The sequence below is a fragment of the Litorivivens sp. genome (assembly GCF_057445395.1).
This window is the reverse complement of record NZ_JBVBUV010000059.1, coordinates 1-24,621: the sequence shown is the minus strand read 5'-3', so window position 1 is coordinate 24,621 and position 24,621 is coordinate 1. Positions and strand designations below refer to the sequence as shown.

The window sequence follows — 24,621 nt, the reverse complement described above, 5'->3', positions numbered from 1 at the left end:
AGGCACCGAGATGGTTATGCCTGGCGACAACGTGAAGATGGACGTGACTCTGATCGCACCGATTGCGATGGAAGAAGGTCTGCGCTTTGCGATTCGTGAAGGCGGCCGTACCGTTGGTGCGGGTGTTGTTGCCAAAATCGTCGAATAATCGGCGCTTTGGTTCGCGGCCCGGCCAGGGCTGTGGAGGAAAGGGAGGCGGCTAGCCTCCCTTTTTAGTCTGTTTCTGTATTTATGAGCGGCAGGCGTGGGGAAAACAGTCGATAGCGCCAAAATAGTTGTTGACAGTACCCTGGGCCATCTATAGAATGCCGCTTCCATTTTTCGGGTTAGTCCGCGCAACAAAATTGCCGGAACCTGAAGAATTTTCGGGATGGGAGTGTTGGTCAGGTGCAAAATCAACGGATTCGAATTCGTTTAAAGGCTTTTGACCACCGTCTGATCGATGCGTCAACGCAAGAGATTGTAGATACTGCTAAGCGCACTGGCGCCCAGGTACGCGGACCGATTCCGCTGCCGACGCGCAAAGAGCGATACACAGTGCTGGTCTCGCCGCACGTGAACAAGGATGCTCGTGATCAATACGAGATTCGTACTCACAAGCGGTTGCTGGATATCGTAGAGCCCACAGAAAAAACTGTGGATGCGTTGATGAAATTGGATTTGGCGGCTGGTGTGGAAGTTCAGATTAGCCTCGGCTAATCAGAGACGGTTTTAAAGACAAAATTTAAAACCCGCCCGGGTTTTTGAAGGTCAAAAGCTTCGGGTTGTGTAACACGCTACGAAGCGTGGCCATAGAGGGTGCAAGCCCCGTACACTGAGAGGTTAAGGAAATGGCTATTGGATTGGTCGGCCGCAAGAGCGGTATGACCCGCGTTTTTACAGACGACGGCGTTTCAATTCCGGTTACGGTGATTGAGGTTTCTCCTAATCGCGTAACTCGAGTCAAAGATAGCGATAGCGATGGTTATCGCGCCATTCAGGTTACCGCAGGTACTCGCAAGGCCTCGCGTGTCAAAAAGTCCCAAGCTGGTGAATTCGCGAAAGCGGGTGTCGAAGCCGGTCGCGGATTCTGGGAGTTTCGTCTCGAAGGTGAAGAGGCTGTGGAGCTTGGCTCCGAGCTGACTGTCGCCCAGTTTGAGGCGGGACAAAAAGTCGATGTTACTGGTCAGTCTAAAGGTAAGGGTTTTCAGGGCGGTGTGAAGCGCTGGAATTTCCGTACTCAGGACGCGACTCACGGTAACTCTCTGTCGCACCGTGCGCCTGGCTCTATTGGTCAGTGTCAAACTCCCGGTCGCGTATTTAAGGGTAAAAAGATGGCTGGCCATATGGGTGCCGAGCGTGTCACCGTGCAGACGCTGGAAGTTGTTCGCGTCGATGCTGAGCGTAACCTGATTCTGGTGAAAGGTGCCGTACCTGGTGCGCCCGGTGGAGACGTAATTGTGCGTCCTGCCGTCAAGGTCAAGAATTCCTAAGGGGGTAAGCAATGGAACTGAGTATTGCGAAACCCGGTAACGGGGCGGCAGCTGGAACGGTTCAGGTATCTGACGTCGCTTTTGCTCGCGAGTTTAATGAAGATCTGGTTCACCAGGTTGTAACTGCCTATCTGGCTGGTGCCCGTCAGGGTACGCGTGCACAGAAGACCCGCTCAGAAGTGAGTGGTGGTGGCAAGAAACCCTGGCGCCAAAAGGGTACTGGTCGTGCCCGAGCTGGTACGACTCGATCGCCGATCTGGCGTAGCGGCGGCGTAACATTTGCTGCCAAGCCGCAGGATCACAGCCAGAAGGTTAATCGCAAGATGTACCGCGCTGCGCTGCGTTCGATTTTGTCGGAGCTCGCTCGTCAGGATCGCCTGATCGTGGTTGAAGATTTTGAGTTAGATGCGCCGAAAACTAAATCACTGGTGAAGTCACTGGCTGATTATGGGCTCAGCGGTGGTTTGATCGTGTCTCACGAGGTAAGTGAGAATCTTTATCTGGCCTCGCGTAACCTGCATAAGGTTGAAGTGCGCGATGTTCAAGGTGTTGATCCGGTCAGTCTGGTGGCTTTTGAAAAGGTTCTGGTCACCGTGCCGGCGCTGAAAAAGCTTGAGGAGATGTTGGCATGAATGCAGAGCGACTCTACAAGGTTCTGAAAGGGCCGCACGTCTCCGAAAAGGCGGCGATGAGCGCAGACAGTGGCAACCAGGTGGTCTTTAAGGTTGCGTCAGACGCGAACAAGTTGGAGATCAAGGCAGCTATAGAAAAGCTGTTCAAGGTTGATGTTGTCCAGGTTCGCACGCTGAATGTAAAAGGTAAGGTCAAGCGCAATCGCTTTGGTCAAGCCAAAAAGCCGAACTGGAAAAAGGCTTATGTAAGCCTGGCGCAAGGTCAAGACATCGACTTTGCGGTTGTGGAATAAGCTGGAGCGGGATAGATGGCAATTGTAAAAAGCAAGCCGACATCGCCAGGTCGCCGTTTTGTAGTTCGGGTGGTAAATCCTGATCTGCACAAAGGTGCTCCATACAAGGCGCTGATCGAGAAGCAGGGCAGAAACGGTGGTCGCAACAACAATGGCCGGATTACTGTCCGTCACGTTGGTGGTGGTCATAAGCAGCATTACCGCATTATCGATTTCAAGCGTAACAAGGACAACATTCCAGGCAAGGTAGAGCGTCTGGAGTATGATCCGAACCGCACCGCGAATATCGCGCTGGTTCTGTACGCCGATGGTGAGCGTCGCTACATCATTGCGCCGAAGGGTTTGAAAGCTGGTGATCCGGTGCTGTCCGGTCAGAGTGCGCCGATCAAAGTCGGTAGTGCATTGCCGCTGCGTAACATTCCGGTCGGTAGCACAGTGCACTGTATCGAAATGAAGCCTGGAAAAGGTGCTCAGCTGGCGCGCAGTGCTGGTACATCGGCGCAGCTGGTTGCTCGCGAAGGTCAGTACGCCACCCTGCGATTGCGCAGTGGCGAAACCCGCAAGGTGTTGGCTGATTGCCGAGCAACCTTGGGTGAGGTGTCCAACAGCGAGCACAGTCTGCGCAAGTTGGGTAAAGCCGGTGCCACACGTTGGCGCGGTGTTCGTCCTACCGTACGCGGTGTGGCGATGAACCCTGTAGATCACCCGCACGGTGGTGGTGAAGGTCGTACTTCCGGTGGCCGTCATCCGGTTACACCATGGGGTGTGCCCACCAAGGGTTACAAGACGCGCAAGAACAAGCGCACTAATGATCTGATTGTACGCCGTCGCGGTCGCAAGTAAGACCGGCGGTTATTGGGATAGAGAGGAAAAGCTTGTGCCACGTTCTCTAAAAAAAGGTCCGTTTATCGATCTTCACTTGATGAAGAAGGTAGAAACGGCAGCGGAAAAGAATGATCGTCGTCCGATCAAGACCTGGTCGCGTCGCTCGATGATTTCGCCGGAGATGGTGGGTTTGACGATCGCGGTACACAACGGTCGCCAACATGTGCCGGTACTTGTCTCAGAGGACATGGTTGGGCACAAACTGGGTGAATTTGCTGCGACTCGTACCTATAAAGGTCACGCAGCGGACAAGAAAGCCAAGCGTTAAGCCAGGCTGAAAAGAGGCTAATACGATGGAAGTTGCAGCACGTTTAAGCGGTGCAAGAATTTCTGCCCAGAAAGCTCGACTGGTTGCCGACCAGATTCGTGGCAAGGGCGTTGAAGAAGCATTGGACATTTTGTCTTTTAGCACTAAAAAGGCGGCAGGCATCGTCAAGAAAGTGCTGAACTCTGCGATCGCAAATGCAGAGCACAACGAAGGTGCCGATGTTGATGAGCTGAAGGTGTCGACGATCTTTGTGGACGAGGGTATGACGATGAAACGTCTGCGTCCGCGTGCGAAAGGCCGTGCCGATCGCATTCTTAAGAGATCTTGTCATATCACTGTAAAAGTCGCCGATAGCGAAGGCTAGGTAGGAGAGACCATATGGGTCAGAAAGTACACCCGACTGGAATTCGTCTGGGGATCGTTAAAGAGCATAACTCAATCTGGTATGCGGGCAACAAGAACTACGCAAAGCAGTTGATAACTGATTTGCAGGTTCGCGAACTGATTGAGAAGAAACTGGCCAACGCTTCGGTTAGCCGTGTGGTTATCGAGCGCCCAGCGCAAACTGCTCGCATCACGATTCACACCGCTCGCCCCGGTATAGTTATCGGTAAGAAGGGTGAAGACGTTGAATTGCTGCGTAAGCAACTGACTGCACGCATGGGTGTGCCGGTGCACATCAACATTGAAGAAGTGCGCAAGCCTGACCTCGACGCAAAACTGGTCGCTCAGAATGTTTGTCAGCAATTGGAACGTCGTGTGATGTTCCGCCGAGCCATGAAGCGTGTAGTACAGAACGCCATGCGCCAGGGTGCTGAAGGTATCAAAATTCAGGTGAGTGGACGTGTGGGTGGCGCTGAAATCGCGCGCACCGAGTGGTATCGCGAAGGTCGCGTTCCGCTGCACACACTGCGCGCCGACATAGACTACGCCACCGCAGAAGCCGCGACTACCTACGGCATTATCGGTGTGAAAGTCTGGATCTTCAAAGGCGAGATCCTCGACACGGGTGCCGTACAGGGCGCTGAGACTAAAGCGAAGTAAGAACAGGTTAAGGGTTACGCAAAATGTTACAGCCGAAGCGTACTAAATTTCGCAAGCAGATGAAAAACCGCAATCGCGGTTTGGCGCACCGTGGTAGCAAAGTGAGCTTCGGTGAGTTTGGCTTGAAAGCAACCGGTCGCGGCCGCATTACTGCGCGTCAGATCGAAGCTGCTCGTCGAGCAATGACACGCCACATTAAGCGGGGCGGAAAAATCTGGATTCGGGTATTTCCCGATAAGCCCATCACCCAAAAGCCCCTGGAAGTACGTCAGGGTAAAGGTAAGGGTAATGTTGAATACTGGGTTGCCCAGATTCAGCCTGGCAAAGTGCTGTATGAAGTCCAGGGTGTTTCTGAGGAGTTGGCGCGTGAGGCATTTTCGCTCGCGGCTGCCAAGCTGCCGATAGCAACCACATTTGTTAAACGGTCGGTGATGTGATGAAAGCAGCAGAATTACGTGAAAAGTCTGTTGATGAGCTGAACGGTGAACTGCTGAAGTTGCTGGAAGAGCAATTCAAGCTGCGCATTCAGAAGTCTACAGGCCAACTAGCACAGACTCATCTGTTGACGCAGGCTCGCAAAGATATCGCGCGCGTCAAGACAGTGTTCAAACAAAAGGCAGGTAACTGATAATGGCGGAAGCATCAAACAATGCACGTACTGCCACCGGTAGAGTGGTCAGTGACAAGATGGAAAAAACCATCACTGTCCTCGTTGAGCGTCGAGTGAAGCACCCGGTGTACGGCAAGTACATCACCAAGTCTTCCAAGATTCATGCGCACGACGAGAACAACGAGTGCAAGAGTGGCGACTTGGTAACCATCAGCGAGACTCGTCCATTGTCCAAAACAAAGTCCTGGACTCTGTTGCGGATCGAAGAGAGTGCCGCCGAAGTTTAAGCGGCTGTTGTGTAATCGGTAGTGATACACAGATAAGGGTTTGGGGTAGGACATGATTCAAACACAATCGTATTTGGATGTAGCAGATAACAGCGGTGCCCGTCGCGTTATGTGTATCAAAGTGCTGGGTGGTTCACACCGACGCTACGCGCGCGTTGGAGATCTGATCAAGGTTTCCGTTAAAGAGGCGATTCCGCGTGGCAAAGTGAAGAAAGGCCAGGTTATGAGCGCTGTTGTAGTTCGTACCAAAAAGGGTGTGCGTCGTGGGGACGGTTCTGTGATCCGTTTTGACGATAACGCTGCGGTGCTGCTGAACAACAACCTGGCACCGATCGGTACGCGTATTTTTGGGCCGGTGACTCGGGAGCTTCGCAGCGAACGATTCATGAAAATTATCTCTCTGGCACCGGAAGTGCTGTAAGGCACGGTAACGGAAAGGGTTGAAGCAGAATGCGTAAGATCAAAAAGGATGACGAAGTAATCGTCATCACCGGTAAAGACAAAGGTAAGCGCGGCAAGGTACGTAAAGTACTCGGTGAGCGTGTATTGGTTGCTGGCGTAAACATGGTGAAAAAACACCAGCGCGCCAATCCGCAGGCAGGTGTAGCCGGCGGCATCGTTGAGAAAGAAGCGGCGATCCAGATTTCTAACATCGCTATCTTCAATCCGGCTACCAGCAAGGCTGACCGTGTTGGCTTTAAGGTAGAAGACGGTAAGAAAGTACGCATTTTTAAATCCAGCGGCGAAGTAATCGACGCGTAAGTTGGTTGGAAAAGAACATGGCGAATCTGAAAGAGCTCTACGACACAGAATTGCGCAGCAAGCTGAAAGAAGAGCTTGGCTTGGCGAACGTAATGGAAGTTCCGCGCATCACTAAGATCACACTGAACATGGGTGTTGGTGAGGCTGTGGGCGACAAGAAGGTTCTGGACAGCGCAGTTGCTGATCTGGAGCGTATCGCTGGTCAAAAACCAGTTGTCACCAAAGCGCGCAAATCCATCGCGGGCTTTAAGATTCGTGATGGTTGGCCGATCGGTGCCAAAGTTACACTGCGCGGCGAGCGTATGTATGACTTCCTGGAGCGCCTGATCAGCATTGCGATCCCTCGTGTTCGCGACTTTCGCGGCATCAGCCCGAAGTCATTTGACGGTCGCGGCAACTTCGCGATGGGCGTAACAGAACAGATTATTTTTCCGGAAATTGAATACGACAAAGTCGACAAGCTGCGTGGTCTGGATATCACCATTACCACTTCAGCGCGTAACAACGATGAAGGTCGAGCTTTGTTGAAAGCATTCAAATTCCCATTCAAGAACTAAAGGGTAGAGATTATGGCAAAGCAGTCAATGAAAGCCCGTGAAGCCAAGCGAGCTAAAACGGTCGCTAAATACGCGGCGAAGCGTGCTGAATTGAAAGCAATCCTCAGCAGCCAGTCGGCTTCTGATGAAGAAAAGTGGGATGCGCAGATTGCGCTGCAGAAATTGCCCCGCAATGCCAGTCCTATCCGTCAGCAGCGTCGCTGCCAGCTGACTGGCCGTCCACATGCGGTTTACCGCAAGTTTGGCCTGTGCCGTAACCAGCTGCGTGAAGCAGCGATGCGCGGTGACGTTCCTGGCCTGGTTAAGGCCAGTTGGTAATCAAGAGTATTGTGGCGCCGGTCACTCCGGCCAGAGTTGGGAGCAGAACATGAGCATGCAAGACCCGTTGGCGGATATGTTGACCCGCATCCGCAACGCTCAAATGGCAGGAAAGACCAGCGTTGCTATGCCGTCTTCAAAGTTAAAGCAATCCGTTGCTAACGTATTGTTGGAAGAAGGTTACGTCGCAGGTCATCGTGTTGAGCAAGATGGCGCGAAAGCGCAACTGGTTATCGACCTGAAATATTTCCAAGGCAAGCCGGTTATCGCTGAAATTCAGCGCTCCAGCCGTCCCGGTCTCCGTACCTACGCCGGGAAAGATGAGCTGCCGAAAGTACGCGGCGGATTGGGTGTTGCCATTGTCTCCACCAGCAAAGGTGTGATGACTGACCGAGCAGCCCGTGCTGCCGGTGTTGGTGGCGAAGTACTCTGTACCGTCTTCTAAAGATTGATATTGGCGAGTTTACAAAATGTCTAGAGTAGCTAAAGACCCGGTAAGCATCCCCAAGGGCGTCGAGGTCAAGCTGGGCGACAGCGACATCGCGATCAAGGGTTCTAACGGGAACCTGACACTGGCGATCCATGCGTCCGTTGAAGTCAAGCAGGAAGAGAACACTCTGGTGTTCGCTCCTCGTGACCCAAAAGGCGGCTGGGCGATGGCGGGTACTACCCGCGCACTCGTCAACAACATGGTTGTCGGTGTTAGCCAGGGGTTCGAACGAAAGCTTCAGCTGAACGGTGTTGGTTATCGAGCTAAAGCTTCCGGAAACACTGTTAACTTGACGCTGGGTTTCTCACACCCAATCGATTATCAGCTGCCAAAGGGCGTTTCTGCTGAAACTCCCAGTCAGACTGAGATCGTGCTGAAAGCTGCAGACAAACAATTGTTGGGTCAGGTCGCTTCTGAAATTCGCGCCTTCCGTCCGCCAGAGCCATATAAAGGCAAGGGTGTGCGTTACGCGGATGAGTACGTCCGCCGTAAAGAAGCGAAGAAGAAGTAAAGGCTGAGATTATGAGCGTAAAGAGAGATTCAAGATTACGTCGCGCCCGTCGCTCACGTGTCAAAATGCGTGAACTTCGTGCAGTCCGCTTGACCGTACATCGCACACCGCGCCACATGTACGCCCAGGTTACTACAGCCGAGGGTGACAAGGTGCTGGCCAGTGCGTCTACGCTCGACAAGGAGTTGCGCGGTAATGCAACGGGTAATGCAGATGCTGCAGCAAGTGTAGGCAAGTTAATTGCCGAGCGTGCCAAGGCTGCCGGTGTTACCAGTGTAGCGTTTGACCGTAGCGGTTTCCGTTACCACGGCCGTGTTAAAGCACTGGCTGACGCTGCACGTGAAGGCGGCTTGGAATTCTAAGAGGCGAGCAATGGCATACGAGCAGAAAAGTAAAGACAATACCGAAGGCCTGCAGGAAAAGCTGGTTCAGGTAAACCGCGTCGCTAAAGTGGTTAAAGGTGGTCGGATCTTCGGCTTCACCGCATTGACTGTTGTTGGCGATGGTAATGGCAAAGTAGGTTTCGGTCGTGGCAAGGCGCGTGAAGTGCCGGTCGCTATCCAGAAAGCCATGGAAGCCGCGCGTCGCAACATGATCCAGGTGGATCTGAATGGCCACACTATTCAGTACCCGGTGAAGGCACGCCACGGTGCATCCAAGGTATACATGCAGCCTGCATCAGAAGGTACTGGCGTAATTGCCGGTGGTGCGATGCGCGCAGTACTTGAAATTGCCGGCGTTCATAACGTACTGGCGAAGTGCTACGGCTCGACCAACCCGGTAAACGTGGTTCGCGCTACCATCAACGGCCTGAAAGCAATTTCATCGCCGGAAGATGTTGCTGCCAAGCGCGGTAAGTCAGTCGAAGAGATTACAAGCTAAACGAGCTGGAATTGGAACCATGGCGAAAACGATCAAAGTAACCCAAACCCGGTCTACATCAGGCCGTCTGCAAGCTCATAAAGCCTGCGTGGCAGGATTGGGTCTGCGCCGGATTGGTCATACCGTTGAAGTCGAAGATACTCCTTCTGTTCGCGGCATGATCAATAAAGTTAATTACATGGTTCGTGTTGAGGATTAAGTGATGAGCTCAGATATGCGTTTGAATACATTGAGCCCAGCGCCCGGTCGCACGAAAGATGCTAAGCGCCGCGGACGCGGTATTGGTAGTGGCCTGGGTAAAACCGGTGGCCGCGGTCACAAGGGTTTGAAGTCTCGTTCCGGCGGTAAAGTACGCCCCGGTTTCGAAGGCGGTCAAATGCCCTTGCAGAAGCGTCTGCCGAAGTACGGCTTTACATCTCGTCTGGCGCGGGTAACTGCCCAGGTGCGTACGGCTGAGCTGGCGAAAGTTGATGCTGATGTAATCGATCTCGATGCGCTCAAGCGCGCCGACATCGTAGGCACCAACATTGAGCGTGCCAAAGTGTTCCTGTCTGGTGAGTTGACCAAGGCAGTAACCATCAAGGGATTGGCTGTGACAAAAGGCGCACGTGAGCTGATTGAAAAAGCTGGCGGTAAAGTCGAAGACTAATCGGGGTACAGCATGGCGAAGCCAGGACCGGGGTCCATCAATCAGGCAGGATTAGGCGAGCTGTTTGCTCGCCTTCGTTTTGTACTGCTGGCGATAATTGTTTATCGCATCGGCACCCATATTCCAGTACCTGGCATCAACCCGGATCAGCTGGCAGCACTGTTTAACCAGAATCAAGGTACGATTCTGGGGCTGTTCAACATGTTTTCCGGTGGTGCTCTGGAGCGGATGAGTATACTCGCGCTCGGCATCATGCCTTACATCTCTGCATCTATTATTATGCAGCTGATGTCGGCGGTGAGCCCGCAGCTCGAAGCGCTTAAGAAAGAAGGTGAAGCTGGGCGACGCAAGATTACCCAATACACTCGCTATCTTACGGTAGCGTTGGCGACCCTCCAGGGTACTGGTATGGCCGTCGGTATGGGCAATCAAGGCCTCGCATTTGAGCCGAACTTTGCGTTTTATTTTGTTGCCGTAGTTTCACTGGTAACTGGCGCAGTGTTCATGATGTGGCTGGGTGAACAGATCACCGAGCGCGGGATCGGCAACGGGATTTCGCTGTTGATCTTTGCCGGTATTGTGGCGGGCCTGCCGGCCGCAGTTGTGCAATCGCTGGAGCAGGCGCGTCAGGGTGAGATCAACATTCTGGTGTTGCTGGGTATCCTCGCGCTGGCAATTGCGGTGATTTATCTGGTGGTGTTTATCGAGCGCGGCCAGCGTCGTATCACCGTCAACTATGCCAAGCAACAGCGCGGTCGCAAGATGTATCAGGCCCAGAGCAGCCATCTGCCGCTCAAGGTCAACATGGCGGGTGTTATCCCAGCCATTTTTGCAAGCTCGATCCTGCTGTTTCCGGCGTCTATAGCGCAGTGGTTTGGGCAGAGCGGTGACGAAGGGATGGAGTGGCTGCAGGAGGTTGCTCTCGCGATTGGTCCCGGCCAGCCGTTGAACATCCTGTTGTTCACAGTATTGATCGTTTTCTTCTGCTTCTTCTATACGGCGTTGATGTTCAACCCGAATGAAGTTGCAGAGAACCTGAAGAAGTCCGGTGCGTTCCTGCCCGGTATTCGTCCAGGTGCGCAAACAGCGAATTACATAGATGGCGTATTAACCCGCCTGACCATGTTCGGTTCACTGTATATTGCGCTGGTTTGTCTGCTGCCGCAGTTCTTGGTAGTGATGTGGAATGTGCCCTTTTATCTGGGCGGTACCTCGCTGCTGATCGTGGTTGTGGTGGTTATGGATTTCATGGCACAGGTTCAGTCGCATCTCATGTCTCATCAATATGAGTCAGTGATGAAAAAGGCAAACCTCAAAAATTACGGTGGCGGCCTGCGTTAAGAGCCGGCCCGGTTTTCAGGAGAAGTTGAAATGAAAGTGCGCGCATCAGTAAAGAAAATTTGCCGCAACTGTAAAATGGTTCGCCGCAAAGGTGTGGTACGGGTTATCTGCTCTGCAGAACCGCGCCATAAGCAGCGTCAGGGTTGATTTGTCTGGGCCTTGCGTATAGACTATCGCGCCTTTCGCGTGCGGTAGCCCGCTGCATCAAGGCTGGGTACCGGGTTTGAACCCGGAATTATTGTTTGGAGTGTTATAAATGGCTCGTATTGCTGGTGTAAACATACCAGATAACAAACACGCCGTGATTTCGTTGACTTACATCTACGGAATCGGTCGCACCACAGCCAAAAGTCTGTGTGCGGCAACGGGTGTAGCGGAAGATGCCAAAATTGGTGATCTGAACGAAGAGCAACTGGATTTGCTGCGTAATGAAATCGGCAAAATCCAGGTTGAAGGTGATCTTCGTCGCGAAGTATCTATGAACATCAAGCGTCTGCTTGACCTGGGCTGCTACCGTGGTCTGCGTCATCGTCGTAGCTTGCCAGTTCGTGGACAGCGCACGAAAACCAATGCCCGCACCCGTAAAGGCCCGCGTAAACCGATTCGCAAGTAACGTTTGTTAGTATCTGCGACTTTTGGTTTCCGCTTTAGTGTAGCTACACCCCGTCCGGCTCAGGCTGAAGACAATGTGTAGTGTTGATATTAGAGATAGGACGTAAACATGGCTAAGCCCGGTTCTACCCGTAAAAAGGTAAAGAAAACCGTAGTGGATGGCGTTGCCCATATCCACGCATCATTTAATAACACGATCGTTACCATCACTGACCGCCAGGGCAACACCCTGAGCTGGGCAACTGCCGGTGGTAGCGGTTTCCGTGGTTCACGTAAGAGCACCCCGTTCGCTGCGCAGGTAGCTGCTGAGCGCGCTGGTGAAGCTGCGAAGGACTACGGCCTCAAAAACCTGGACGTCGAAGTTAAAGGTCCAGGGCCCGGTCGTGAATCTGCTGTCCGCGCGTTGAACAACTGCGGATACAAAATCACCAATATTACCGACGTGACGCCCATCCCGCACAATGGATGCCGTCCGCCGAAAAAACGTCGCGTGTAATTAACAGATAAACAGGAATACATGGTATGGCTCGTTACATAGGCCCTAGCTGCAAACTCTCCAGACGGGAAGGCACTGACCTGTTTCTCAAGAGCGGCGTCCGTCCTCTGGATTCGAAATGCAAGGCTGAAACAGCACCGGGTATGCACGGTGCGCGTCGTGGTCGTTTGTCAGACTACGGTGTCCAGTTGCGTGAAAAGCAAAAGGTTCGCCGTATGTATGGCGTTCTGGAAAAGCAATTCCGCAATTACTACAAAGAGGCTGCGCGCCTGAAAGGTGCTACTGGTGAAAACCTGCTGCGCCTGCTTGAGTCGCGCCTCGATAACGTGGTTTACCGTATCGGTTTCGGTGCTACTCGCGCTGAAGCTCGTCAGCTGGTATCCCACAAGGCCATCGCGGTTAACGGTCAGACTGTTAACATTGCCTCGTATCAGGTTAAACCTGGCGACGTGGTCTCTGTTCGTGAAAAGTCAAAAAACCAGCTGCGCATTAAATCTGCGATGGCGTTGGCCGCTCAGCGCGGTGACATCGGCTGGATTGACGTAAACGCGGACAAAATGGAAGGCACTTTTAAAGCCAATCCAGATCGCACTGACCTCTCTTCAGAGATCAACGAGCATTTGATTGTTGAGCTTTACTCTAAGTAAGTTGTCAGCCCAGTTAATCTCACTACAGGTGAAACTATGCAGAGTGCAGTGAACGAATTTCTCACACCCCGCGTGATTCAGGTGGACGAGCAGAGCGAAACCCGTGCCAAGGTAACTCTTGAGCCACTCGAGCGCGGTTTTGGTCATACGCTGGGTAACGCCCTGCGCCGCATCCTGCTGTCTTCCATGCCGGGTTGTGCCATCACTGAAGTTGAAATTGATGGCGTTCAGCACGAATACAGCGCGATGGAAGGTGTTCAAGAAGATGTAATTGAAGTTCTTCTGAACCTGAAAGGCGTCGCGGTTGTCATGAACGGTAAAGATCAGGCTGTTCTTAACCTGAGCAAGAAAGGCCCGGGTGTTGTTACTGCCGGCGATATTCAGGTAGATCACGATGTCGAGATCAAGAATCCCGAGCATGTGATTGCCACCTTGAATGAAGTCGGTGAGTTGAACATGCGTCTTACCGTTGCACGCGGTCGCGGCTATGTGCCGGCCGACGCGCGTGACACCGGTGAAGAAGAGACCCGTAGTATCGGTCGTTTGAGTCTGGATGCTACGTTCAGCCCAATCAACCGGGTTGCCTATGTGGTTGAAAGCGCACGTGTTGAGCAGCGTACTGACCTGGACAAACTGGTTCTGGACCTCGAGACAAACGGCACGATTGATCCGGAAGAGGCGATTCGCCGCGCCGCGACAATTCTGCAGCAGCAACTGGCTGTGTTTGTTGACCTGGAGAGCGAAGGTGATTCCGAGCCTGCACGTGAAGAAGACGAAGTAGATCCCATTCTGCTGCGTCCGGTAGATGACCTTGAGCTGACCGTCCGCTCAGCTAACTGCCTGAAAGCAGAAAACATCTACTACATCGGTGATCTGGTGCAGCGCACAGAAGTCGAGCTGCTGAAAACCCCGAACTTGGGTAAGAAGTCGCTGACTGAAATCAAAGACGTTCTGGCTTCCCGTGGTCTGTCACTGGGTCTGCGTCTGGATAACTGGCCGCCCGCCAGCCTGAAGAATGATGACCGGGTTCTTGTATAAGCCCGGTTTTGAAGTATTAGCTTGCTGAGATAGCACAACGTAAAGGAATAAAGCCATGCGTCACCGTCACAGTGGACGTCAGTTGAACCGGAACAGTTCTCACCGCAAAGCGATGTTCCGCAATATGACTGCCTCATTGGTTGAGCACGAACTTATCAAGACCACTCTGCCGAAAGCGAAAGAGCTGCGTCGTCACGCCGAGCCACTGATTACTCTGGCCAAGCAGGACAGCGTTGCCAACCGTCGTTTGGCTTTTGACCGTCTGCGTAGCAAAGAAGCGGTTGGCAAGCTCTTCACCGAGCTTGGTCCGCGCTACCAGGAACGCCCCGGCGGCTACATTCGCATCATGAAATGTGGCTTCCGTGACGGCGACAGCGCGCCGATGGCCTATGTTGAGCTGGTTGATCGTCCGGTCGTTGAAGAAGACGAAGACGATACCGAAGAGTAAGTACTCTGCAGTACCCGAAAAGCCGGCCATGTGCCGGCTTTTTTGTGCCCGCTCAGTGCGCTTGAGCTTATTTGTCACCATTTTGACTGATCTGTGCATGGCGGCGCTGGCAGGCTTTCGGTAACCTCACTCTCCTACCAGAATCAACGAAGCCGGGAGAGCGTGTTATGAAACTGGGTCTGCAATTGGGTTACTGGGGGGCGTTGGCGCCGGGCAACTCACACGTTGAATTGGCTCAGGAAGCCGAGAAGCTTGGCTATGACTCAGTTTGGACCGCAGAGTCCTGGGGTAATGACGCGTTCACACCTTTGGCGTGGATAGGCGCCCATACCTCTAAAATTCGACTAGGTACCTCGGTGGCTCAGTTGTCAGCGCGTACGCCGACCGCTTGTGCCATGTCGGCGCTAGCGCTCGACCACATGTCTGGCGGGCGAATGATTCTGGGTTTGGGCGTTTCCGGGCCTCAAGTCGTGGAAGGTTGGTATGGTCAGCCGTTCAGCAAGCCGGTCGCGCGGACTCGTGAATACGTGAACATCATTCGCCAAGTAATGGCTCGCGAAGCTCCCGTAACAAACGACGGCGAACATTACCCGCTGCCCTACAAGGGCCCGGGAGCCTGGGGCATGGGTAAGCCCCTCAAGCCGATTACTCACCCGCTGCGCAAAGACATGCCAATCTTTCTCGGCGCCGAAGGCCCCAAGAATGTCGCGCAGACCGCAGAAATAGCCGATGGTTGGTTACCGCTTTATTATTCGCCCTATCGGCAGGAGGTCTATGCAGATCAGCTCAAGGGGGCGAAGGACGGGTTTGAAATTTCCGCTATGGCCATGGTTAATATCAATGACGACCTTGAGCAGGCGCTGTATCCAGTAAAAGCGATGTTGGCTTTTTATATAGGCGGCATGGGTTCGAAAAAGCGCAATTTCCACAAAGAATTAATGTCGCGGATGGGCTTCGAGGCCGAGGCTGACAAGATTCAGGAGTTGTTTTTCGAGGGCAAACAGGAAGAGGCCATCAACGTTGTGCCTAATCAGTTTGCCGACGAGATTTCATTGTCCGGATCGAAGGATCGGATCAAGGAGCGACTCGAGGCCTGGAAAGACTCGCCCGTTACGTCGCTGTTGGTGATGGGCGATAACTCGCTGCTCCGAGATATGGCGGAACTCGTATTGTAAGTACTCGCATACCCTGAGTGTCCAGGTTTGGAGGCTCGTAGCGCGGTCGATTCAGGTTGTTGTTGATAAAACGACCAGTGCATGATAGTTATAGAAAAAACTAGAATGCGCGAACGGGGTCACGTTTCCCCGGGACAAAATAATGAATCTTTTGCCGCGGCGGTTAGTCGATACGCTGATTATGGATGAACACGCGCCGCGATCGCGCGATATACACCGCTATGAGCTTTTCGTAGCGGTGAACGTCGCGCTGATAGTGATAGTGTTAAGTACCCAGGTATACGCCATTGGTTTCAGTGGACAGCCGCCAAGTGAGCTGTGGTGGACGCTGGCCTTCACGGTTCCGCTTCAGGCGTCTCTGCTTGGCACGCTGGCTCTGTTCTTTCTCAGCAACCGCTTCCAACTGGCGGTAAACCTGTCTCTGACGGTTATATTTCTCACCGTCGCTGCCGTCGTGGCTTTCCTTGGTGGCCCACTCGGCAGTGTCTCTGTGGCGATGCTGTTTATCCCGCCGGTATTTGCCTTTGTATTGCTGGGTCTCAAACCGGGGTTGATCTGGGCGGTTTTGACCTACGCTACCATTTTTGCCGGAAGCGTCAGCGAGCTGGCGGGCGTCGAGTTCCCCAATATCAATAATACGGCCGATGCGGCGATTGGTGAGTTTATCCACGTCACCGTCGCTTATCTCTCCATGATCGTTATGATCGTATTTTATGAGCGCAGCAATCTGGCTTATCGTAAAAAGCTGCTTGAAGTCGCGCAGCAGGACGACCTAACAGCCTTGCCAAACCGCACCGCCTTTTACGCACGGTTGAAAGCTATGCTGGATTCCGCCAAAACCACACGTACGCCCTTTACCCTGATCTACATAGACCTGGACAATTTCAAACCCATTAACGACGACTACGGGCACGCGATTGGCGACCGGGTGCTGAAGGTTTTTGCCGATCGCCTGCGAAAATCTGTTCGTCAGCAGGATTTTGTCTGTCGTTTGGCTGGCGATGAGTTTGCGATTTTACTCAGCGAAACTATCGATTCACGCATAGCAGGGCTGGTTATGGATCGATTGGGTCGCCAGATGCAGCAGCCTATCAACTTCCGCAACGGGCAAAGTGTATCCATAGCGGCGAGCACGGGCATGGCTTACTACCCGCACGATGCAACGTCCCTCGAAGCTCTGCTGCACGTCGCAGACGAACGGATGTACGACAACAAGCGTGAGACCCGACATCTGAGCACGTCGGGTCACGCTACTGCTCCGATGTCGAACTAGGCGCTCTTCACTGATTTGGCGCTTTTGCGTTTAGTTGGCTTCACCAGAGAGGCGAGGAAGCGGCCCGTGTGAGAGGCTTCGATGGCAGCCACGTCTTCCGGTGTGCCTTCGGCGATGATCTCACCGCCGCCGCTACCGCCTTCCGGCCCAAGATCCACGATCCAGTCAGCTGTTTTGATGACGTCGAGGTTGTGTTCAATGACGACTACCGTATTGCCATGGTCGCGCAAGCGATGGAGTACGTTCAGCAGCTGTTGAATATCGTAGAAATGCAGGCCGGTGGTTGGCTCGTCGAGAATATACAGGGTCTTACCCGTGTCTCGCTTGGACAATTCGCGGGCCAGTTTTACCCGTTGGGCCTCTCCCCCTGAGAGGGTTGTCGCCGCTTGCCCCAGGCGGATATACGACAGGCCAACATCAACCAGCGTGTCCAACTTTTTCTTGATGGCAGGGACATTTTCAAAAAAGCCCGCAGCATCTTCCACGGTCATATCCAATACTTCATGGATATTCTTACCTTTGTAATGTATTTCCAGTGTTTCACGGTTATAGCGTTTGCCATTACAAACGTCGCACGGCACGTATACGTCGGGCAGAAAGTGCATTTCCACTTTGGTTACACCATCGCCCTGGCAGGCTTCGCAGCGTCCACCCTTTACGTTAAAGCTGAAGCGACCGGCTTTATAACCACGCGAGCGCGCTTCCTGAGTGCCGGCAAACAATTCGCGTACTGGCGTAAAAATCCCGGTATAGGTGGCCGGATTTGAGCGGGGCGTGCGACCGATTGGGCTTTGGTCAATGTCGATGCATTTGTCGATTTGATCGAGCCCTTCAATGCTCTCGTAAGCCGAAGGCGTTAGCGTGGTGGCACCATTGAGTTCTGTTGCGGCAATCGGGTAGAGCGTGTGATTGATCAATGTGGATTTGCCGGAGCCTGAAACTCCGGTGATACAGGTCATCAAGCCCAGGGGTATATGCAGCGTTACATCTTTCAGGTTGTTGCCCGTGGCGCCGGCGAGCACTAGCTGACGTTCCGGGTCAGGCGCGTTGCGCTGCGCTGGGATGGCGATGGATTTCTTGCCACTGAGATACTGGCCGGTCAGCGACTGGGGATTGTTCAGGATATCCTTAAGTTTGCCCTGAGCAACTACCTGCCCACCGTGCACACCAGCTCCGGGGCCAATGTCGAGCACAAAGTCTGCCGCGCGAATGGCGTCTTCATCGTGTTCCACAACAATGACGGTGTTGCCCAGATCACGCAGATGAATCAAGGTGTTGAGCAGCCGCTCATTGTCGCGCTGATGCAGTCCGATGGACGGCTCATCGAGGATATACATAACGCCAACCAGGCCGGCGCCGATCTGGCTTGCCAGCCGGATACGCTGCGCCTCACCGCCCGATAATGTGTCTGCGCTGCGATCGAGTGTCAGGTAGTTCAGTCCAACATCGACCAGAAAGGTCAGTCGCTCGCGTAACTCTTTAAGAATTTTTTCTGCGATCTTGCCGCGCCGTCCGCTCAGGCTCAACGAATCAAAATACTGGCGCGCATCGGCGACGGGCATGGCCGCAATCGACGGCAGTGTGTGGTCGTCGAGAAAGACATTGCGCGCTTCGCTTCGCAAGCGCGTGCCGCCGCAGTCCGGACAGGGCTGTGTGCTGAGAAACTTGGCTAGCTCTTCTCGTACCGACATGGATTCGGTTTCGCGGTAGCGTCGCTCCATATTGGGTATGACGCCCTCGAAGCGGTGCTTGCGCTTGAAACTGTCGCCGCGGTCGTTGATGTAGGTGAACTGAATTTCCTCATCGCCGCTGCCGTGTAGAATCTTTTTCTGGTGGGCTTTTGACAGTTCTTCAAAGGGCGTGTCTACATCGAAACCGTAGTGTTCGGCCAGCGAAGTGAGCAGGTGAAAGTAGTACACGCTGCGACGATCCCAGCCGCGAATGGCACCGGTGGAAAGACTTGCTTCGGGGTGTTGCACTACTCGGCTTTCATCAAAAAACTGGCGCAGGCCGAGTCCGTCGCAGCTGCTGCAGGCGCCCATCGGGCTGTTAAAGGAAAACAGTCTGGGCTCAAGTTCAGACAGCGAATAGCCACATTCTGTGCAGGCAAACAGCGACGAAAACACAATGTCGGCCGCACTCGACTTAGCATCCATCTGACTGACCACGGCGATGCCTCCGGTCAGGTTCAGTGCTGTTTCGAAAGACTCCGCCAGCCGCAGTTTAAGGTCGTCGCGAACCTTAAAGCGGTCAACCACCACCTCGATGGTGTGCTTTTTCTTTTTGTCGAGCTTGGGCACATCGTCCAGGTCGCAGACGATGCCGTTTACCCGCACCCGGACAAAACCGTCGCGACGCAGCTGCTCGAAGATATGCAGATGCTCGCCCTTACGGTTGCTGATCATGGGGGCTAACAGCATCAACTTACTGCCTTCTGGCATGGCCAGCACGGTATCCACCATCTGACTGATGGTCTGAGCCTCAAGGGCCTGGCCGTGGGTGGGGCAGCGCGGTTCACCAACACGCGCAAACAGCAGGCGCAGATAATCGTAGATTTCGGTGATGGTGCCCACTGTGGAGCGGGGGTTGTGGGACGTAGACTTTTGCTCGATGGAGATCGCCGGCGACAGACCCTCTATATGGTCGACATCAGGTTTGTCCATCATGGATAGGAATTGACGGGCGTAGGTGGAGAGCGATTCCACGTAGCGACGCTGCCCCTCGGCGTAAAGGGTGTCAAAGGCTAGGGACGATTTGCCGGAACCTGACAGGCCGGTAATGACCACCAGCTTGTCCCGGGGAATTTCCAAGTCGATATTCTTGAGGTTGTGGGTGCGGGCACCCCGTACCAGTATATGATCCATGCGCTCTCTCTGATTGTTCCGGGGTGAAATGCGGATTCCCCGGGCTGAACCGAACAAGTATAAAGTTTCAGCAGGGCCGGGTGCAAAGTGGTCGCTTTCACGCGAGGGGGTGCAGCTGCTAAAATACCCGGCTTTGCCATGCCACGCTGCGTGCTTCGGATAGTACCGGAGGCGGGCGCCGCTTTAGATCAATCACGACAGGGTTCCCATTGACTCACCCGGATAGAATGACCGGCGTCGAGAAACGCGCTGTTTTCTCGTTGTCCCTGCTCTACATTTTTCGCATGCTCGGCCTGTTCTTGGTGCTGCCGGTGCTGGCGGTGTATGCGCCACAGTATGAAGGCAGCACGGGGGCGCTAGTTGGGCTGGCAGTAGGCATCTACGGGCTCAGTCAGGCCTGCCTGCAGATTCCTCTGGGGCTCCTGTCAGATCGTATTGGGCGCAAACCGGTAATCTTTGCAGGGCTGCTGCTGTTTGTCGCAGGTAGCCTTATGGCCGCGTCGGCCGACACTATCTGGGGCTTGATTGCAGGGCGCTTTCTACAGGGCGCCGGTGCCATCGCCAGTACCCTCACTGCACTTCTGGCGGACCTTACCCGCGAGCAGCACCGCAGTAAGGCGATGGCGGGTATCGGTGCCAGTATTGGGCTTTCGTTTGCTGTCGCCCTGGTGTTGGGGCCCATTATCAGCAGCCATACCGGCCTTGCGGGATTGTTTTGGCTTACCGCCGCGCTGGCAGTGATCGGCATGGTGCTGTTGTGGAGCACGGTGCCCACCGCCAGTCGCCTTACCACCAATGCGGAAGTGCGCTCGGTACCGGAAATGATACGTCGCTGTCTCGGTGATGCCGATCTGATGCGGCTCAATGTTGGGGTTTTTGCCCTGCACCTGATGATTACCGCGCAGTTTGTGGCGGTGCCCACCTATCTTGAAACCATGGGGCTGGACATATCCCGGCACTGGCAGATCTACCTGCCCATGCTGTTTCTGGCGTTTCTGATCATGGTGCCGGCGATGGTGATGGCTGAGCGTCGGGGGCGAGTGAAAGCCATGATTTTGGTGGCGGTCTCCCTGTTAGGCCTTTCGGCGCTGGGCATGGCCCTGTCTGCCGGTAGTCTGGTCCTGTTCTTGTTAGCGCTGTTAGTGTTTTTTGTCGTGTTTAACCTGCTTGAAGCTAACCTGCCTTCACTGCTTAGTCGCACCGTCTATCCGGGTGGGCGTGGTACGGCGATGGGTATTTTCTCAAGTTTTCAGTTTTTTGGTGCCTTCGTTGGCGGCAGCGTCGGCGGGATATTGATGGCGCGCTGGGGGCTGTCAGGCGTTTTTCTGTTCTGTGCGGCGGTGGGCCTGGTCTGGCTGTTAGTTGCGCTGAAGCAGCGGGTTCCTGCGCCCGCACCGAATCTGGCGGTGGAGATCGGTCGCGACGAACAGCGGCGTAAGTCTGTGTTGGAGCGCCTGCGTGAATGGCCTGACGTGCTGGATATCACGGTGATTGCCGGCGAACCGGTGATCTATATCAAGGTGGCGAGCGATTTTGATCGGCGTCGGCTGGACGAGCTGATCTCGGCGTAGTGGCCGACAGAGCCTTGCCCTCCACTAGTGAGGCCGGGCGAATTTGTTTATAGTGCTCGTTTGATCTGAGCTCAATAAAAGGGAGTGCTGCATGGCGCGAGGAATCAACAAAGTTATCCTGATCGGCAATTTGGGCCAGGATCCGGAAACCCGCTATATGCCCTCTGGCGGTGCGGTCACCAATGTCACCCTCGCCACCAGCGAAACCTGGAAGGACAAGAGCACGGGGCAGCCGCAGGAGCGCACTGAGTGGCACCGTGTGGTGTTTTTCAACCGTCTGGCCGAAATCGCCGGTGAGTACCTGAAGAAAGGCTCCAAGGTTTACGTGGAAGGCTCGCTGCGCACCCGTAAATGGCAGGGGCAGGACGGTCAGGATCGCTATACGACGGAAATCGTCGCCAACGAAATGCAAATGCTTGATTCGCGAGGCGGCATGGGTGGCGGTATGGATGAGGGGAGCTACAATCAGGCGCCGCCTCAGCAGCGTCGTCAGCCGCAGCAGTCGGCCCCACAGCAGAACCAGCCACCGCAACAGAATCAACCTCCCCAGCAGCCTGCGGGTGGATTTGACGATTTTGATGACGATATTCCGTTCTAGACTGCGTTTTATGTAAAACGTAACGTTTTACGCTTAAGTCCATACCAAAGCCCAGCTATTGCTGGGCTTTTTCGTTTTGGCCTAGGGCTTAAGCAGACAGGCGCTTGCGCTGCACCAGTTTCTTCAGCAAAACCCGACACTTTTGCGCCTGTGAAGCCATGCCCGGCGTCTCCTCAAGGGTGTCCGCCATAAGCTGGTAAGCCGGTATCAGCTCTTTGTAATCGGGAAAGGTTTTGTGCAGGCCATTCAACAGTGTCAGGGCCTCATTTGGTTGCCCGGCGCTGCGACAGGCTCTGGCAAGAGCAAAGCGTAGTTCGGCGCAGTCTGGCTGGTAGTCCGGTAAAGCTTTGCGTATGCGCAGGTAAGCTGCACTTAGCTTGTAGTCGAGATTTTTTCTAAGTAAGAACTTCAGGTAGCGGCAGGCAAATTCGCGCAGGCGGTCACTGGTTTTCGGTCGCAATGGACTGTGGGTTGCCAGTAAAAACTCCAGGTAACGACTGTGTAAGGTATTGTTGCCCGGTAGCTTCTTGAGAGCCTGTCGCAGGTGCTTGTCTGCCTGGTCATAGCGTCCGGCTTGTACCAGTACTCGAGCTTTCGCTAGTGCCCAGCTTTCCAGTTCCCGAGATGGCGGCGGTGTCGCACTCGCCTCGCTTTCGTAACCCAGCTCAGCCTGATACTGAAACAGCATATAGCCCATGATGTGGAAGCTGACGATGGTGTAATAGTTTGATACGCCGCTGTTCAGCAGCAGAGCCAGCTCGCCGAATAGTTGCGAGATTACCTGTACCGAGCCGGACATCACCACCAATACCCCGAGTAGCAGGCCGTACGGCAGGCCGATGGTGCCCATCAGTTGCAAGGCTTGAAGTGGATTGACCGCGCGACCGAGCCGGTCGGTCATGGCAAAAATGATGATGCTGGCGGGTAGCGCTGCAATGGCAATGATGCCGACGATCCCTGCGATCACTGGGCCCGCGATGCTGTACACCAGGCTGATCGACGCAGCCACCGCAATAAAAATGAGCAGCAGTCGCAGTAGTAGAGAAAATCCGCCGGTGAACGCCGGCGCGATATCGGGGGCTTCCATCTGGCCTTCGGCGGTATGCTGGAGGCAATTGAAGCTGTACTTCATCAGTACCGCAAACGCCGCGAGGTACCAAACGATGGAAAAGGGAAGGTAGGCGGCGATTGACGTGAGTAGAGATAGGCCAAGAATCAGGGTCAGAGCTTGGGGTGCCGCTGCATAGCGAAAGGCTTGTTCAAAGCGGCGCCAAAACGGCTCTGCCTGATTGTTGGTCGCAATCGGGGCAAGGTTGCCAGCGCAGACAAAGCAATTTACCTGTTGATATCCCGGGCTTTCATCGCTGCACTGGTCGCAGGTGTCTATTGCGCAGCTGGCACAGGAAAATGTGGCTGCTTGCAGGGGGTGATATTGGCAGGTCCTCATCGCAGGCTTCCCCCGCTGATCGCGCGCTCTGCAAAGTCGTTGTAGGTTTTGTGCTTGGCGGCATTGCCCAGTCCTTCGAAACACAGTGAGAGTCTTCGTGCGAGAACGCCAAGTGCACTGTGGTTTGCTTTGTCGCGTTGAAGGGCGTTAAAAATGTCTTCGGCCGTTGTCAGGTAGTCGGGACTGGTCAGGTTCAGGGCAAGTCGGACTTGGCTGTCGGTGTCGAGGGTATGGCGAATCTCGGGGTTTTCCCGCCAGACGCTATGCAGCAGAGCAAGTTCGCGCTCATTGCCCGGTTTGTGTCGCAGCAATGTGTGCAGGCTGTTAAGAAAGGCCTTGCCGGGCCGCAGTTTTGTCAGGTTGTAGCGCAATGTTTCCCGTTCCAGAGAGTTGCCATGCTCGGTGATCAAGGCGTTAAGCGTCTTTAACGCTAGGCCAAAGCGGTATTTTTCGATGAGCGAATAAACCTCGGCCAGCTGTTCTTGAGCGGGATCTATCGACTGATCTTGCTCGAGGTAGGTGAAATCGAAAATGTTTCGATTGAGCAGCAGAGCGCCCAGAATGAGTAGACTGCCCGCGATAAAACCGCCGACGTGCGCCATGTAAGCGACATTGGAGTGGGGGTTGGTGTAGTAGTCCAGTATCTCCTTGCCAATATAAAAGCCGAGGATCAACAGTGCCGGCGCGCGAATAAAACCCACGAACATGAAGAACCAATAGAAAAATTCGATTCTTTTAAGGCGAAAAGCAGCCACATACATGGCCATTACCCCGGAGATCGCGCCAGAGGCCCCCACCAGTGGCGTCGATCCGGAAGTATTGCTGATATAGAACAGCAGGCCGCCAGCCAGTCCGGAAATCAGATAAAAGGCCAAAAAGCGCAACGGGCCTATTGCCGCTTCAACGGTGAAGCCGCAGATCACCAGGAAAAACATATTGCCCAGCAAGTGCATAAAGCCGCCGTGCAAAAACTGATGGCTGAACAGGGTGGTGATCGACAGCTCGCTCGGCGTCAGCCCAAAACGCAGAACGCTCGTGCTGAATATCAGTGCGTGAATCTGGCTGCGCTCATTTACCCATTTGTCGAGTTGTGCTGGCGTTAAGAATGCATCGCGCCGCTGCTGTAGGAAGGTGTAAAAGCCAGCGTCGCGCAACAGCGCGACCCACACTTCGCCCTGGTTGTCACCTGCCAGCGCGTTGCGGTGCGTGAGTAGCGCGCTGTGTTCACCGCGGCTTTCAAGGTAGTGCTCAAACTGCGGCCACTCCACCTCAAAAAAACCACTGTTTGCATACCGGTGCAGGGCCTCGTAATACTTGTCGTTGTCGGCACTCTGGTAAAAAAAGAACAGTAGGCAATTGGCTGAAACAATAAATAACAGCATCACAGGTGCGCGCTGCCAATCAAAACGCTTTTCGGTAGGAATAATCAGCATAGGAATCCTTTCGCTACG

36 protein-coding genes are annotated in these 24,621 nt (G+C 54.1%); 33 read left to right on the top strand and 3 right to left on the bottom strand.

Annotation, left to right across the window (positions count from 1 at the left end):
• The 31 genes from AC222A_RS14640 to AC222A_RS14490 all read left to right on the top strand — a co-directional run.
• The coding region (locus AC222A_RS14640) for an EF-Tu C-terminal domain-related protein (RefSeq protein WP_486775166.1) at positions 1-148 on the top strand (148 nt) is incomplete at its 5' end.
• 239 nt (positions 149-387) lie between these two features.
• Positions 388-699 (top strand): 30S ribosomal protein S10, encoded by a 312-nt coding sequence (rpsJ, locus tag AC222A_RS14635; protein WP_183410218.1) that lies wholly within the window; start codon positions 388-390, stop codon positions 697-699.
• A 131-nt stretch (positions 700-830) separates the two neighbouring features.
• On the top strand, positions 831-1,472 hold the full coding sequence (gene rplC, locus AC222A_RS14630; protein ID WP_372759759.1) for a 50S ribosomal protein L3: 642 nt from the start codon (positions 831-833) through the stop codon (positions 1,470-1,472).
• Between the two features lie 11 nt (positions 1,473-1,483).
• Positions 1,484-2,104, top strand: coding sequence for a 50S ribosomal protein L4 (rplD, locus tag AC222A_RS14625; protein ID WP_372759760.1), 621 nt, complete (start codon positions 1,484-1,486; stop codon positions 2,102-2,104).
• Entirely contained in the window at positions 2,101-2,397 is a 297-nt protein-coding gene (gene rplW / locus AC222A_RS14620; protein ID WP_372759761.1) for a 50S ribosomal protein L23, read from the top strand. Before rplD ends, rplW begins: the two co-directional genes overlap by 4 nt.
• A 15-nt stretch (positions 2,398-2,412) precedes the next feature.
• Positions 2,413-3,240 (top strand): 50S ribosomal protein L2, encoded by an 828-nt coding sequence (gene rplB, locus AC222A_RS14615; protein WP_372758668.1) that lies wholly within the window; start codon positions 2,413-2,415, stop codon positions 3,238-3,240.
• A gap of 34 nt (positions 3,241-3,274) precedes the next feature.
• A complete protein-coding gene (rpsS, locus tag AC222A_RS14610) occupies positions 3,275-3,550 on the top strand; it encodes a 30S ribosomal protein S19 (protein WP_372758667.1) in 276 nt (91 codons plus the stop codon).
• A 25-nt stretch (positions 3,551-3,575) separates the two neighbouring features.
• Positions 3,576-3,914 carry a 50S ribosomal protein L22 gene (gene rplV, locus AC222A_RS14605; protein ID WP_372758666.1) on the top strand — a complete coding sequence of 113 codons (339 nt, stop codon included), beginning with the start codon at positions 3,576-3,578 and terminating at the stop codon, positions 3,912-3,914.
• A 14-nt stretch (positions 3,915-3,928) separates the two neighbouring features.
• A complete protein-coding gene (gene rpsC / locus AC222A_RS14600) occupies positions 3,929-4,594 on the top strand; it encodes a 30S ribosomal protein S3 (protein ID WP_372758665.1) in 666 nt (221 codons plus the stop codon).
• Between the two features lie 23 nt (positions 4,595-4,617).
• Complete coding sequence (gene rplP, locus AC222A_RS14595) at positions 4,618-5,031, top strand: 50S ribosomal protein L16 (RefSeq protein ID WP_372758664.1); 414 nt, start codon at positions 4,618-4,620, stop codon at positions 5,029-5,031.
• On the top strand, positions 5,031-5,222 hold the full coding sequence (rpmC, locus tag AC222A_RS14590) for a 50S ribosomal protein L29 (protein ID WP_486775165.1): 192 nt from the start codon (positions 5,031-5,033) through the stop codon (positions 5,220-5,222). The genes rplP and rpmC overlap by 1 nt, the downstream gene beginning before the upstream one ends.
• A 2-nt stretch (positions 5,223-5,224) precedes the next feature.
• Entirely contained in the window at positions 5,225-5,491 is a 267-nt protein-coding gene (gene rpsQ / locus AC222A_RS14585) for a 30S ribosomal protein S17 (protein WP_372758663.1), read from the top strand.
• A 52-nt stretch (positions 5,492-5,543) separates the two neighbouring features.
• Positions 5,544-5,912, top strand: a complete 369-nt coding sequence (rplN, locus tag AC222A_RS14580; RefSeq protein WP_372758662.1) for a 50S ribosomal protein L14 — start codon at positions 5,544-5,546, stop codon at positions 5,910-5,912.
• A gap of 29 nt (positions 5,913-5,941) precedes the next feature.
• Entirely contained in the window at positions 5,942-6,253 is a 312-nt protein-coding gene (rplX, locus tag AC222A_RS14575) for a 50S ribosomal protein L24 (RefSeq protein ID WP_372758661.1), read from the top strand.
• Between the two features lie 17 nt (positions 6,254-6,270).
• Positions 6,271-6,810: a 50S ribosomal protein L5 gene (rplE, locus tag AC222A_RS14570; protein WP_372758660.1), complete on the top strand. Its 540-nt coding sequence runs from the start codon at positions 6,271-6,273 to the stop codon at positions 6,808-6,810.
• 12 nt (positions 6,811-6,822) lie between these two features.
• Positions 6,823-7,128 (top strand): 30S ribosomal protein S14, encoded by a 306-nt coding sequence (gene rpsN, locus AC222A_RS14565; protein ID WP_372758659.1) that lies wholly within the window; start codon positions 6,823-6,825, stop codon positions 7,126-7,128.
• Between the two features lie 49 nt (positions 7,129-7,177).
• Positions 7,178-7,573 carry a 30S ribosomal protein S8 gene (gene rpsH, locus AC222A_RS14560; protein ID WP_372758658.1) on the top strand — a complete coding sequence of 132 codons (396 nt, stop codon included), beginning with the start codon at positions 7,178-7,180 and terminating at the stop codon, positions 7,571-7,573.
• A 25-nt stretch (positions 7,574-7,598) separates the two neighbouring features.
• Entirely contained in the window at positions 7,599-8,129 is a 531-nt protein-coding gene (gene rplF / locus AC222A_RS14555) for a 50S ribosomal protein L6 (RefSeq protein ID WP_372758657.1), read from the top strand.
• Positions 8,130-8,140: 11 nt separating this feature from the next.
• Complete coding sequence (gene rplR / locus AC222A_RS14550) at positions 8,141-8,491, top strand: 50S ribosomal protein L18 (protein ID WP_372758656.1); 351 nt, start codon at positions 8,141-8,143, stop codon at positions 8,489-8,491.
• Positions 8,492-8,501: 10 nt separating this feature from the next.
• Positions 8,502-9,011 carry a 30S ribosomal protein S5 gene (gene rpsE, locus AC222A_RS14545; RefSeq protein WP_372758655.1) on the top strand — a complete coding sequence of 170 codons (510 nt, stop codon included), beginning with the start codon at positions 8,502-8,504 and terminating at the stop codon, positions 9,009-9,011.
• 19 nt (positions 9,012-9,030) lie between these two features.
• Complete coding sequence (gene rpmD, locus AC222A_RS14540) at positions 9,031-9,210, top strand: 50S ribosomal protein L30 (protein ID WP_372747761.1); 180 nt, start codon at positions 9,031-9,033, stop codon at positions 9,208-9,210.
• A gap of 15 nt (positions 9,211-9,225) precedes the next feature.
• Positions 9,226-9,660, top strand: coding sequence for a 50S ribosomal protein L15 (rplO, locus tag AC222A_RS14535; protein WP_372758669.1), 435 nt, complete (start codon positions 9,226-9,228; stop codon positions 9,658-9,660).
• A gap of 12 nt (positions 9,661-9,672) precedes the next feature.
• On the top strand, positions 9,673-11,001 hold the full coding sequence (gene secY, locus AC222A_RS14530) for a preprotein translocase subunit SecY (protein WP_372783501.1): 1,329 nt from the start codon (positions 9,673-9,675) through the stop codon (positions 10,999-11,001).
• Between the two features lie 30 nt (positions 11,002-11,031).
• Entirely contained in the window at positions 11,032-11,148 is a 117-nt protein-coding gene (gene rpmJ / locus AC222A_RS14525; RefSeq protein ID WP_183410239.1) for a 50S ribosomal protein L36, read from the top strand.
• A 109-nt stretch (positions 11,149-11,257) separates the two neighbouring features.
• Positions 11,258-11,614: a 30S ribosomal protein S13 gene (rpsM, locus tag AC222A_RS14520; RefSeq protein WP_372749166.1), complete on the top strand. Its 357-nt coding sequence runs from the start codon at positions 11,258-11,260 to the stop codon at positions 11,612-11,614.
• Between the two features lie 108 nt (positions 11,615-11,722).
• Complete coding sequence (rpsK, locus tag AC222A_RS14515) at positions 11,723-12,109, top strand: 30S ribosomal protein S11 (protein ID WP_183410241.1); 387 nt, start codon at positions 11,723-11,725, stop codon at positions 12,107-12,109.
• A gap of 26 nt (positions 12,110-12,135) precedes the next feature.
• Positions 12,136-12,756 (top strand): 30S ribosomal protein S4, encoded by a 621-nt coding sequence (gene rpsD / locus AC222A_RS14510; protein WP_372749167.1) that lies wholly within the window; start codon positions 12,136-12,138, stop codon positions 12,754-12,756.
• 36 nt (positions 12,757-12,792) lie between these two features.
• Positions 12,793-13,794: a DNA-directed RNA polymerase subunit alpha gene (locus tag AC222A_RS14505; RefSeq protein WP_372749168.1), complete on the top strand. Its 1,002-nt coding sequence runs from the start codon at positions 12,793-12,795 to the stop codon at positions 13,792-13,794.
• A gap of 55 nt (positions 13,795-13,849) precedes the next feature.
• Positions 13,850-14,242 carry a 50S ribosomal protein L17 gene (gene rplQ / locus AC222A_RS14500; RefSeq protein ID WP_372749169.1) on the top strand — a complete coding sequence of 131 codons (393 nt, stop codon included), beginning with the start codon at positions 13,850-13,852 and terminating at the stop codon, positions 14,240-14,242.
• Between the two features lie 167 nt (positions 14,243-14,409).
• Positions 14,410-15,417, top strand: coding sequence for an LLM class F420-dependent oxidoreductase (locus tag AC222A_RS14495; protein ID WP_372749170.1), 1,008 nt, complete (start codon positions 14,410-14,412; stop codon positions 15,415-15,417).
• Positions 15,418-15,559: 142 nt separating this feature from the next.
• Entirely contained in the window at positions 15,560-16,690 is a 1,131-nt protein-coding gene (locus AC222A_RS14490; RefSeq protein ID WP_372758303.1) for a GGDEF domain-containing protein, read from the top strand.
• Here the strand turns inward: AC222A_RS14490 and uvrA are convergent.
• On the bottom strand, positions 16,687-19,554 hold the full coding sequence (uvrA, locus tag AC222A_RS14485) for an excinuclease ABC subunit UvrA (RefSeq protein WP_372763996.1): 2,868 nt from the start codon (positions 19,552-19,554) through the stop codon (positions 16,687-16,689). The genes AC222A_RS14490 and uvrA overlap by 4 nt on opposite strands.
• A 209-nt stretch (positions 19,555-19,763) precedes the next feature.
• Here uvrA and AC222A_RS14480 point away from each other — a divergent pair, with 209 nt between their 5' ends.
• Together AC222A_RS14480 and ssb are read left to right on the top strand one after the other, a co-directional pair.
• On the top strand, positions 19,764-21,125 hold the full coding sequence (locus AC222A_RS14480; RefSeq protein ID WP_372763997.1) for an MFS transporter: 1,362 nt from the start codon (positions 19,764-19,766) through the stop codon (positions 21,123-21,125).
• Positions 21,126-21,216: 91 nt separating this feature from the next.
• The gene (gene ssb / locus AC222A_RS14475) at positions 21,217-21,723 is read left to right on the top strand and encodes a single-stranded DNA-binding protein (RefSeq protein WP_372763998.1); all 507 of its coding nucleotides are present in this window, start codon (positions 21,217-21,219) and stop codon (positions 21,721-21,723) included.
• 88 nt (positions 21,724-21,811) lie between these two features.
• On the opposite strand, the gene AC222A_RS14470 is transcribed toward ssb, so the two are convergent.
• On the bottom strand, positions 21,812-23,170 hold the full coding sequence (locus AC222A_RS14470; RefSeq protein WP_372758299.1) for a hypothetical protein: 1,359 nt from the start codon (positions 23,168-23,170) through the stop codon (positions 21,812-21,814).
• Positions 23,167-24,621, bottom strand: a 1,455-nt coding sequence (locus AC222A_RS14465) for a rhomboid family intramembrane serine protease (protein ID WP_486775164.1), incomplete at its 5' end; no start/stop codon positions are given. The genes AC222A_RS14470 and AC222A_RS14465, both read right to left, overlap by 4 nt.

Coding starts and splice junctions, on each gene's coding strand:
- rplC (WP_372759759.1), top strand. CDS start 831: ATGGCTATTGGATTGGTCGGCCGCAAGAGCGGTATGACCCGCGTTTTT.
- rplD (WP_372759760.1), top strand. CDS start 1,484: ATGGAACTGAGTATTGCGAAACCCGGTAACGGGGCGGCAGCTGGAACG.
- rplW (WP_372759761.1), top strand. CDS start 2,101: ATGAATGCAGAGCGACTCTACAAGGTTCTGAAAGGGCCGCACGTCTCC.
- rplB (WP_372758668.1), top strand. CDS start 2,413: ATGGCAATTGTAAAAAGCAAGCCGACATCGCCAGGTCGCCGTTTTGTA.
- rplV (WP_372758666.1), top strand. CDS start 3,576: ATGGAAGTTGCAGCACGTTTAAGCGGTGCAAGAATTTCTGCCCAGAAA.
- rpsC (WP_372758665.1), top strand. CDS start 3,929: ATGGGTCAGAAAGTACACCCGACTGGAATTCGTCTGGGGATCGTTAAA.
- rplP (WP_372758664.1), top strand. CDS start 4,618: ATGTTACAGCCGAAGCGTACTAAATTTCGCAAGCAGATGAAAAACCGC.
- rpmC (WP_486775165.1), top strand. CDS start 5,031: ATGAAAGCAGCAGAATTACGTGAAAAGTCTGTTGATGAGCTGAACGGT.
- rpsQ (WP_372758663.1), top strand. CDS start 5,225: ATGGCGGAAGCATCAAACAATGCACGTACTGCCACCGGTAGAGTGGTC.
- rplN (WP_372758662.1), top strand. CDS start 5,544: ATGATTCAAACACAATCGTATTTGGATGTAGCAGATAACAGCGGTGCC.
- rplX (WP_372758661.1), top strand. CDS start 5,942: ATGCGTAAGATCAAAAAGGATGACGAAGTAATCGTCATCACCGGTAAA.
- rplE (WP_372758660.1), top strand. CDS start 6,271: ATGGCGAATCTGAAAGAGCTCTACGACACAGAATTGCGCAGCAAGCTG.
- rpsN (WP_372758659.1), top strand. CDS start 6,823: ATGGCAAAGCAGTCAATGAAAGCCCGTGAAGCCAAGCGAGCTAAAACG.
- rpsH (WP_372758658.1), top strand. CDS start 7,178: ATGAGCATGCAAGACCCGTTGGCGGATATGTTGACCCGCATCCGCAAC.
- rplF (WP_372758657.1), top strand. CDS start 7,599: ATGTCTAGAGTAGCTAAAGACCCGGTAAGCATCCCCAAGGGCGTCGAG.
- rplR (WP_372758656.1), top strand. CDS start 8,141: ATGAGCGTAAAGAGAGATTCAAGATTACGTCGCGCCCGTCGCTCACGT.
- rpsE (WP_372758655.1), top strand. CDS start 8,502: ATGGCATACGAGCAGAAAAGTAAAGACAATACCGAAGGCCTGCAGGAA.
- rpmD (WP_372747761.1), top strand. CDS start 9,031: ATGGCGAAAACGATCAAAGTAACCCAAACCCGGTCTACATCAGGCCGT.
- rplO (WP_372758669.1), top strand. CDS start 9,226: ATGCGTTTGAATACATTGAGCCCAGCGCCCGGTCGCACGAAAGATGCT.
- secY (WP_372783501.1), top strand. CDS start 9,673: ATGGCGAAGCCAGGACCGGGGTCCATCAATCAGGCAGGATTAGGCGAG.
- rpmJ (WP_183410239.1), top strand. CDS start 11,032: ATGAAAGTGCGCGCATCAGTAAAGAAAATTTGCCGCAACTGTAAAATG.
- rpsM (WP_372749166.1), top strand. CDS start 11,258: ATGGCTCGTATTGCTGGTGTAAACATACCAGATAACAAACACGCCGTG.
- rpsK (WP_183410241.1), top strand. CDS start 11,723: ATGGCTAAGCCCGGTTCTACCCGTAAAAAGGTAAAGAAAACCGTAGTG.
- rpsD (WP_372749167.1), top strand. CDS start 12,136: ATGGCTCGTTACATAGGCCCTAGCTGCAAACTCTCCAGACGGGAAGGC.
- AC222A_RS14505 (WP_372749168.1), top strand. CDS start 12,793: ATGCAGAGTGCAGTGAACGAATTTCTCACACCCCGCGTGATTCAGGTG.
- rplQ (WP_372749169.1), top strand. CDS start 13,850: ATGCGTCACCGTCACAGTGGACGTCAGTTGAACCGGAACAGTTCTCAC.
- AC222A_RS14495 (WP_372749170.1), top strand. CDS start 14,410: ATGAAACTGGGTCTGCAATTGGGTTACTGGGGGGCGTTGGCGCCGGGC.
- AC222A_RS14490 (WP_372758303.1), top strand. CDS start 15,560: ATGAATCTTTTGCCGCGGCGGTTAGTCGATACGCTGATTATGGATGAA.
- uvrA (WP_372763996.1), bottom strand. CDS start 19,554: ATGGATCATATACTGGTACGGGGTGCCCGCACCCACAACCTCAAGAAT.
- ssb (WP_372763998.1), top strand. CDS start 21,217: ATGGCGCGAGGAATCAACAAAGTTATCCTGATCGGCAATTTGGGCCAG.
- AC222A_RS14470 (WP_372758299.1), bottom strand. CDS start 23,170: ATGAGGACCTGCCAATATCACCCCCTGCAAGCAGCCACATTTTCCTGT.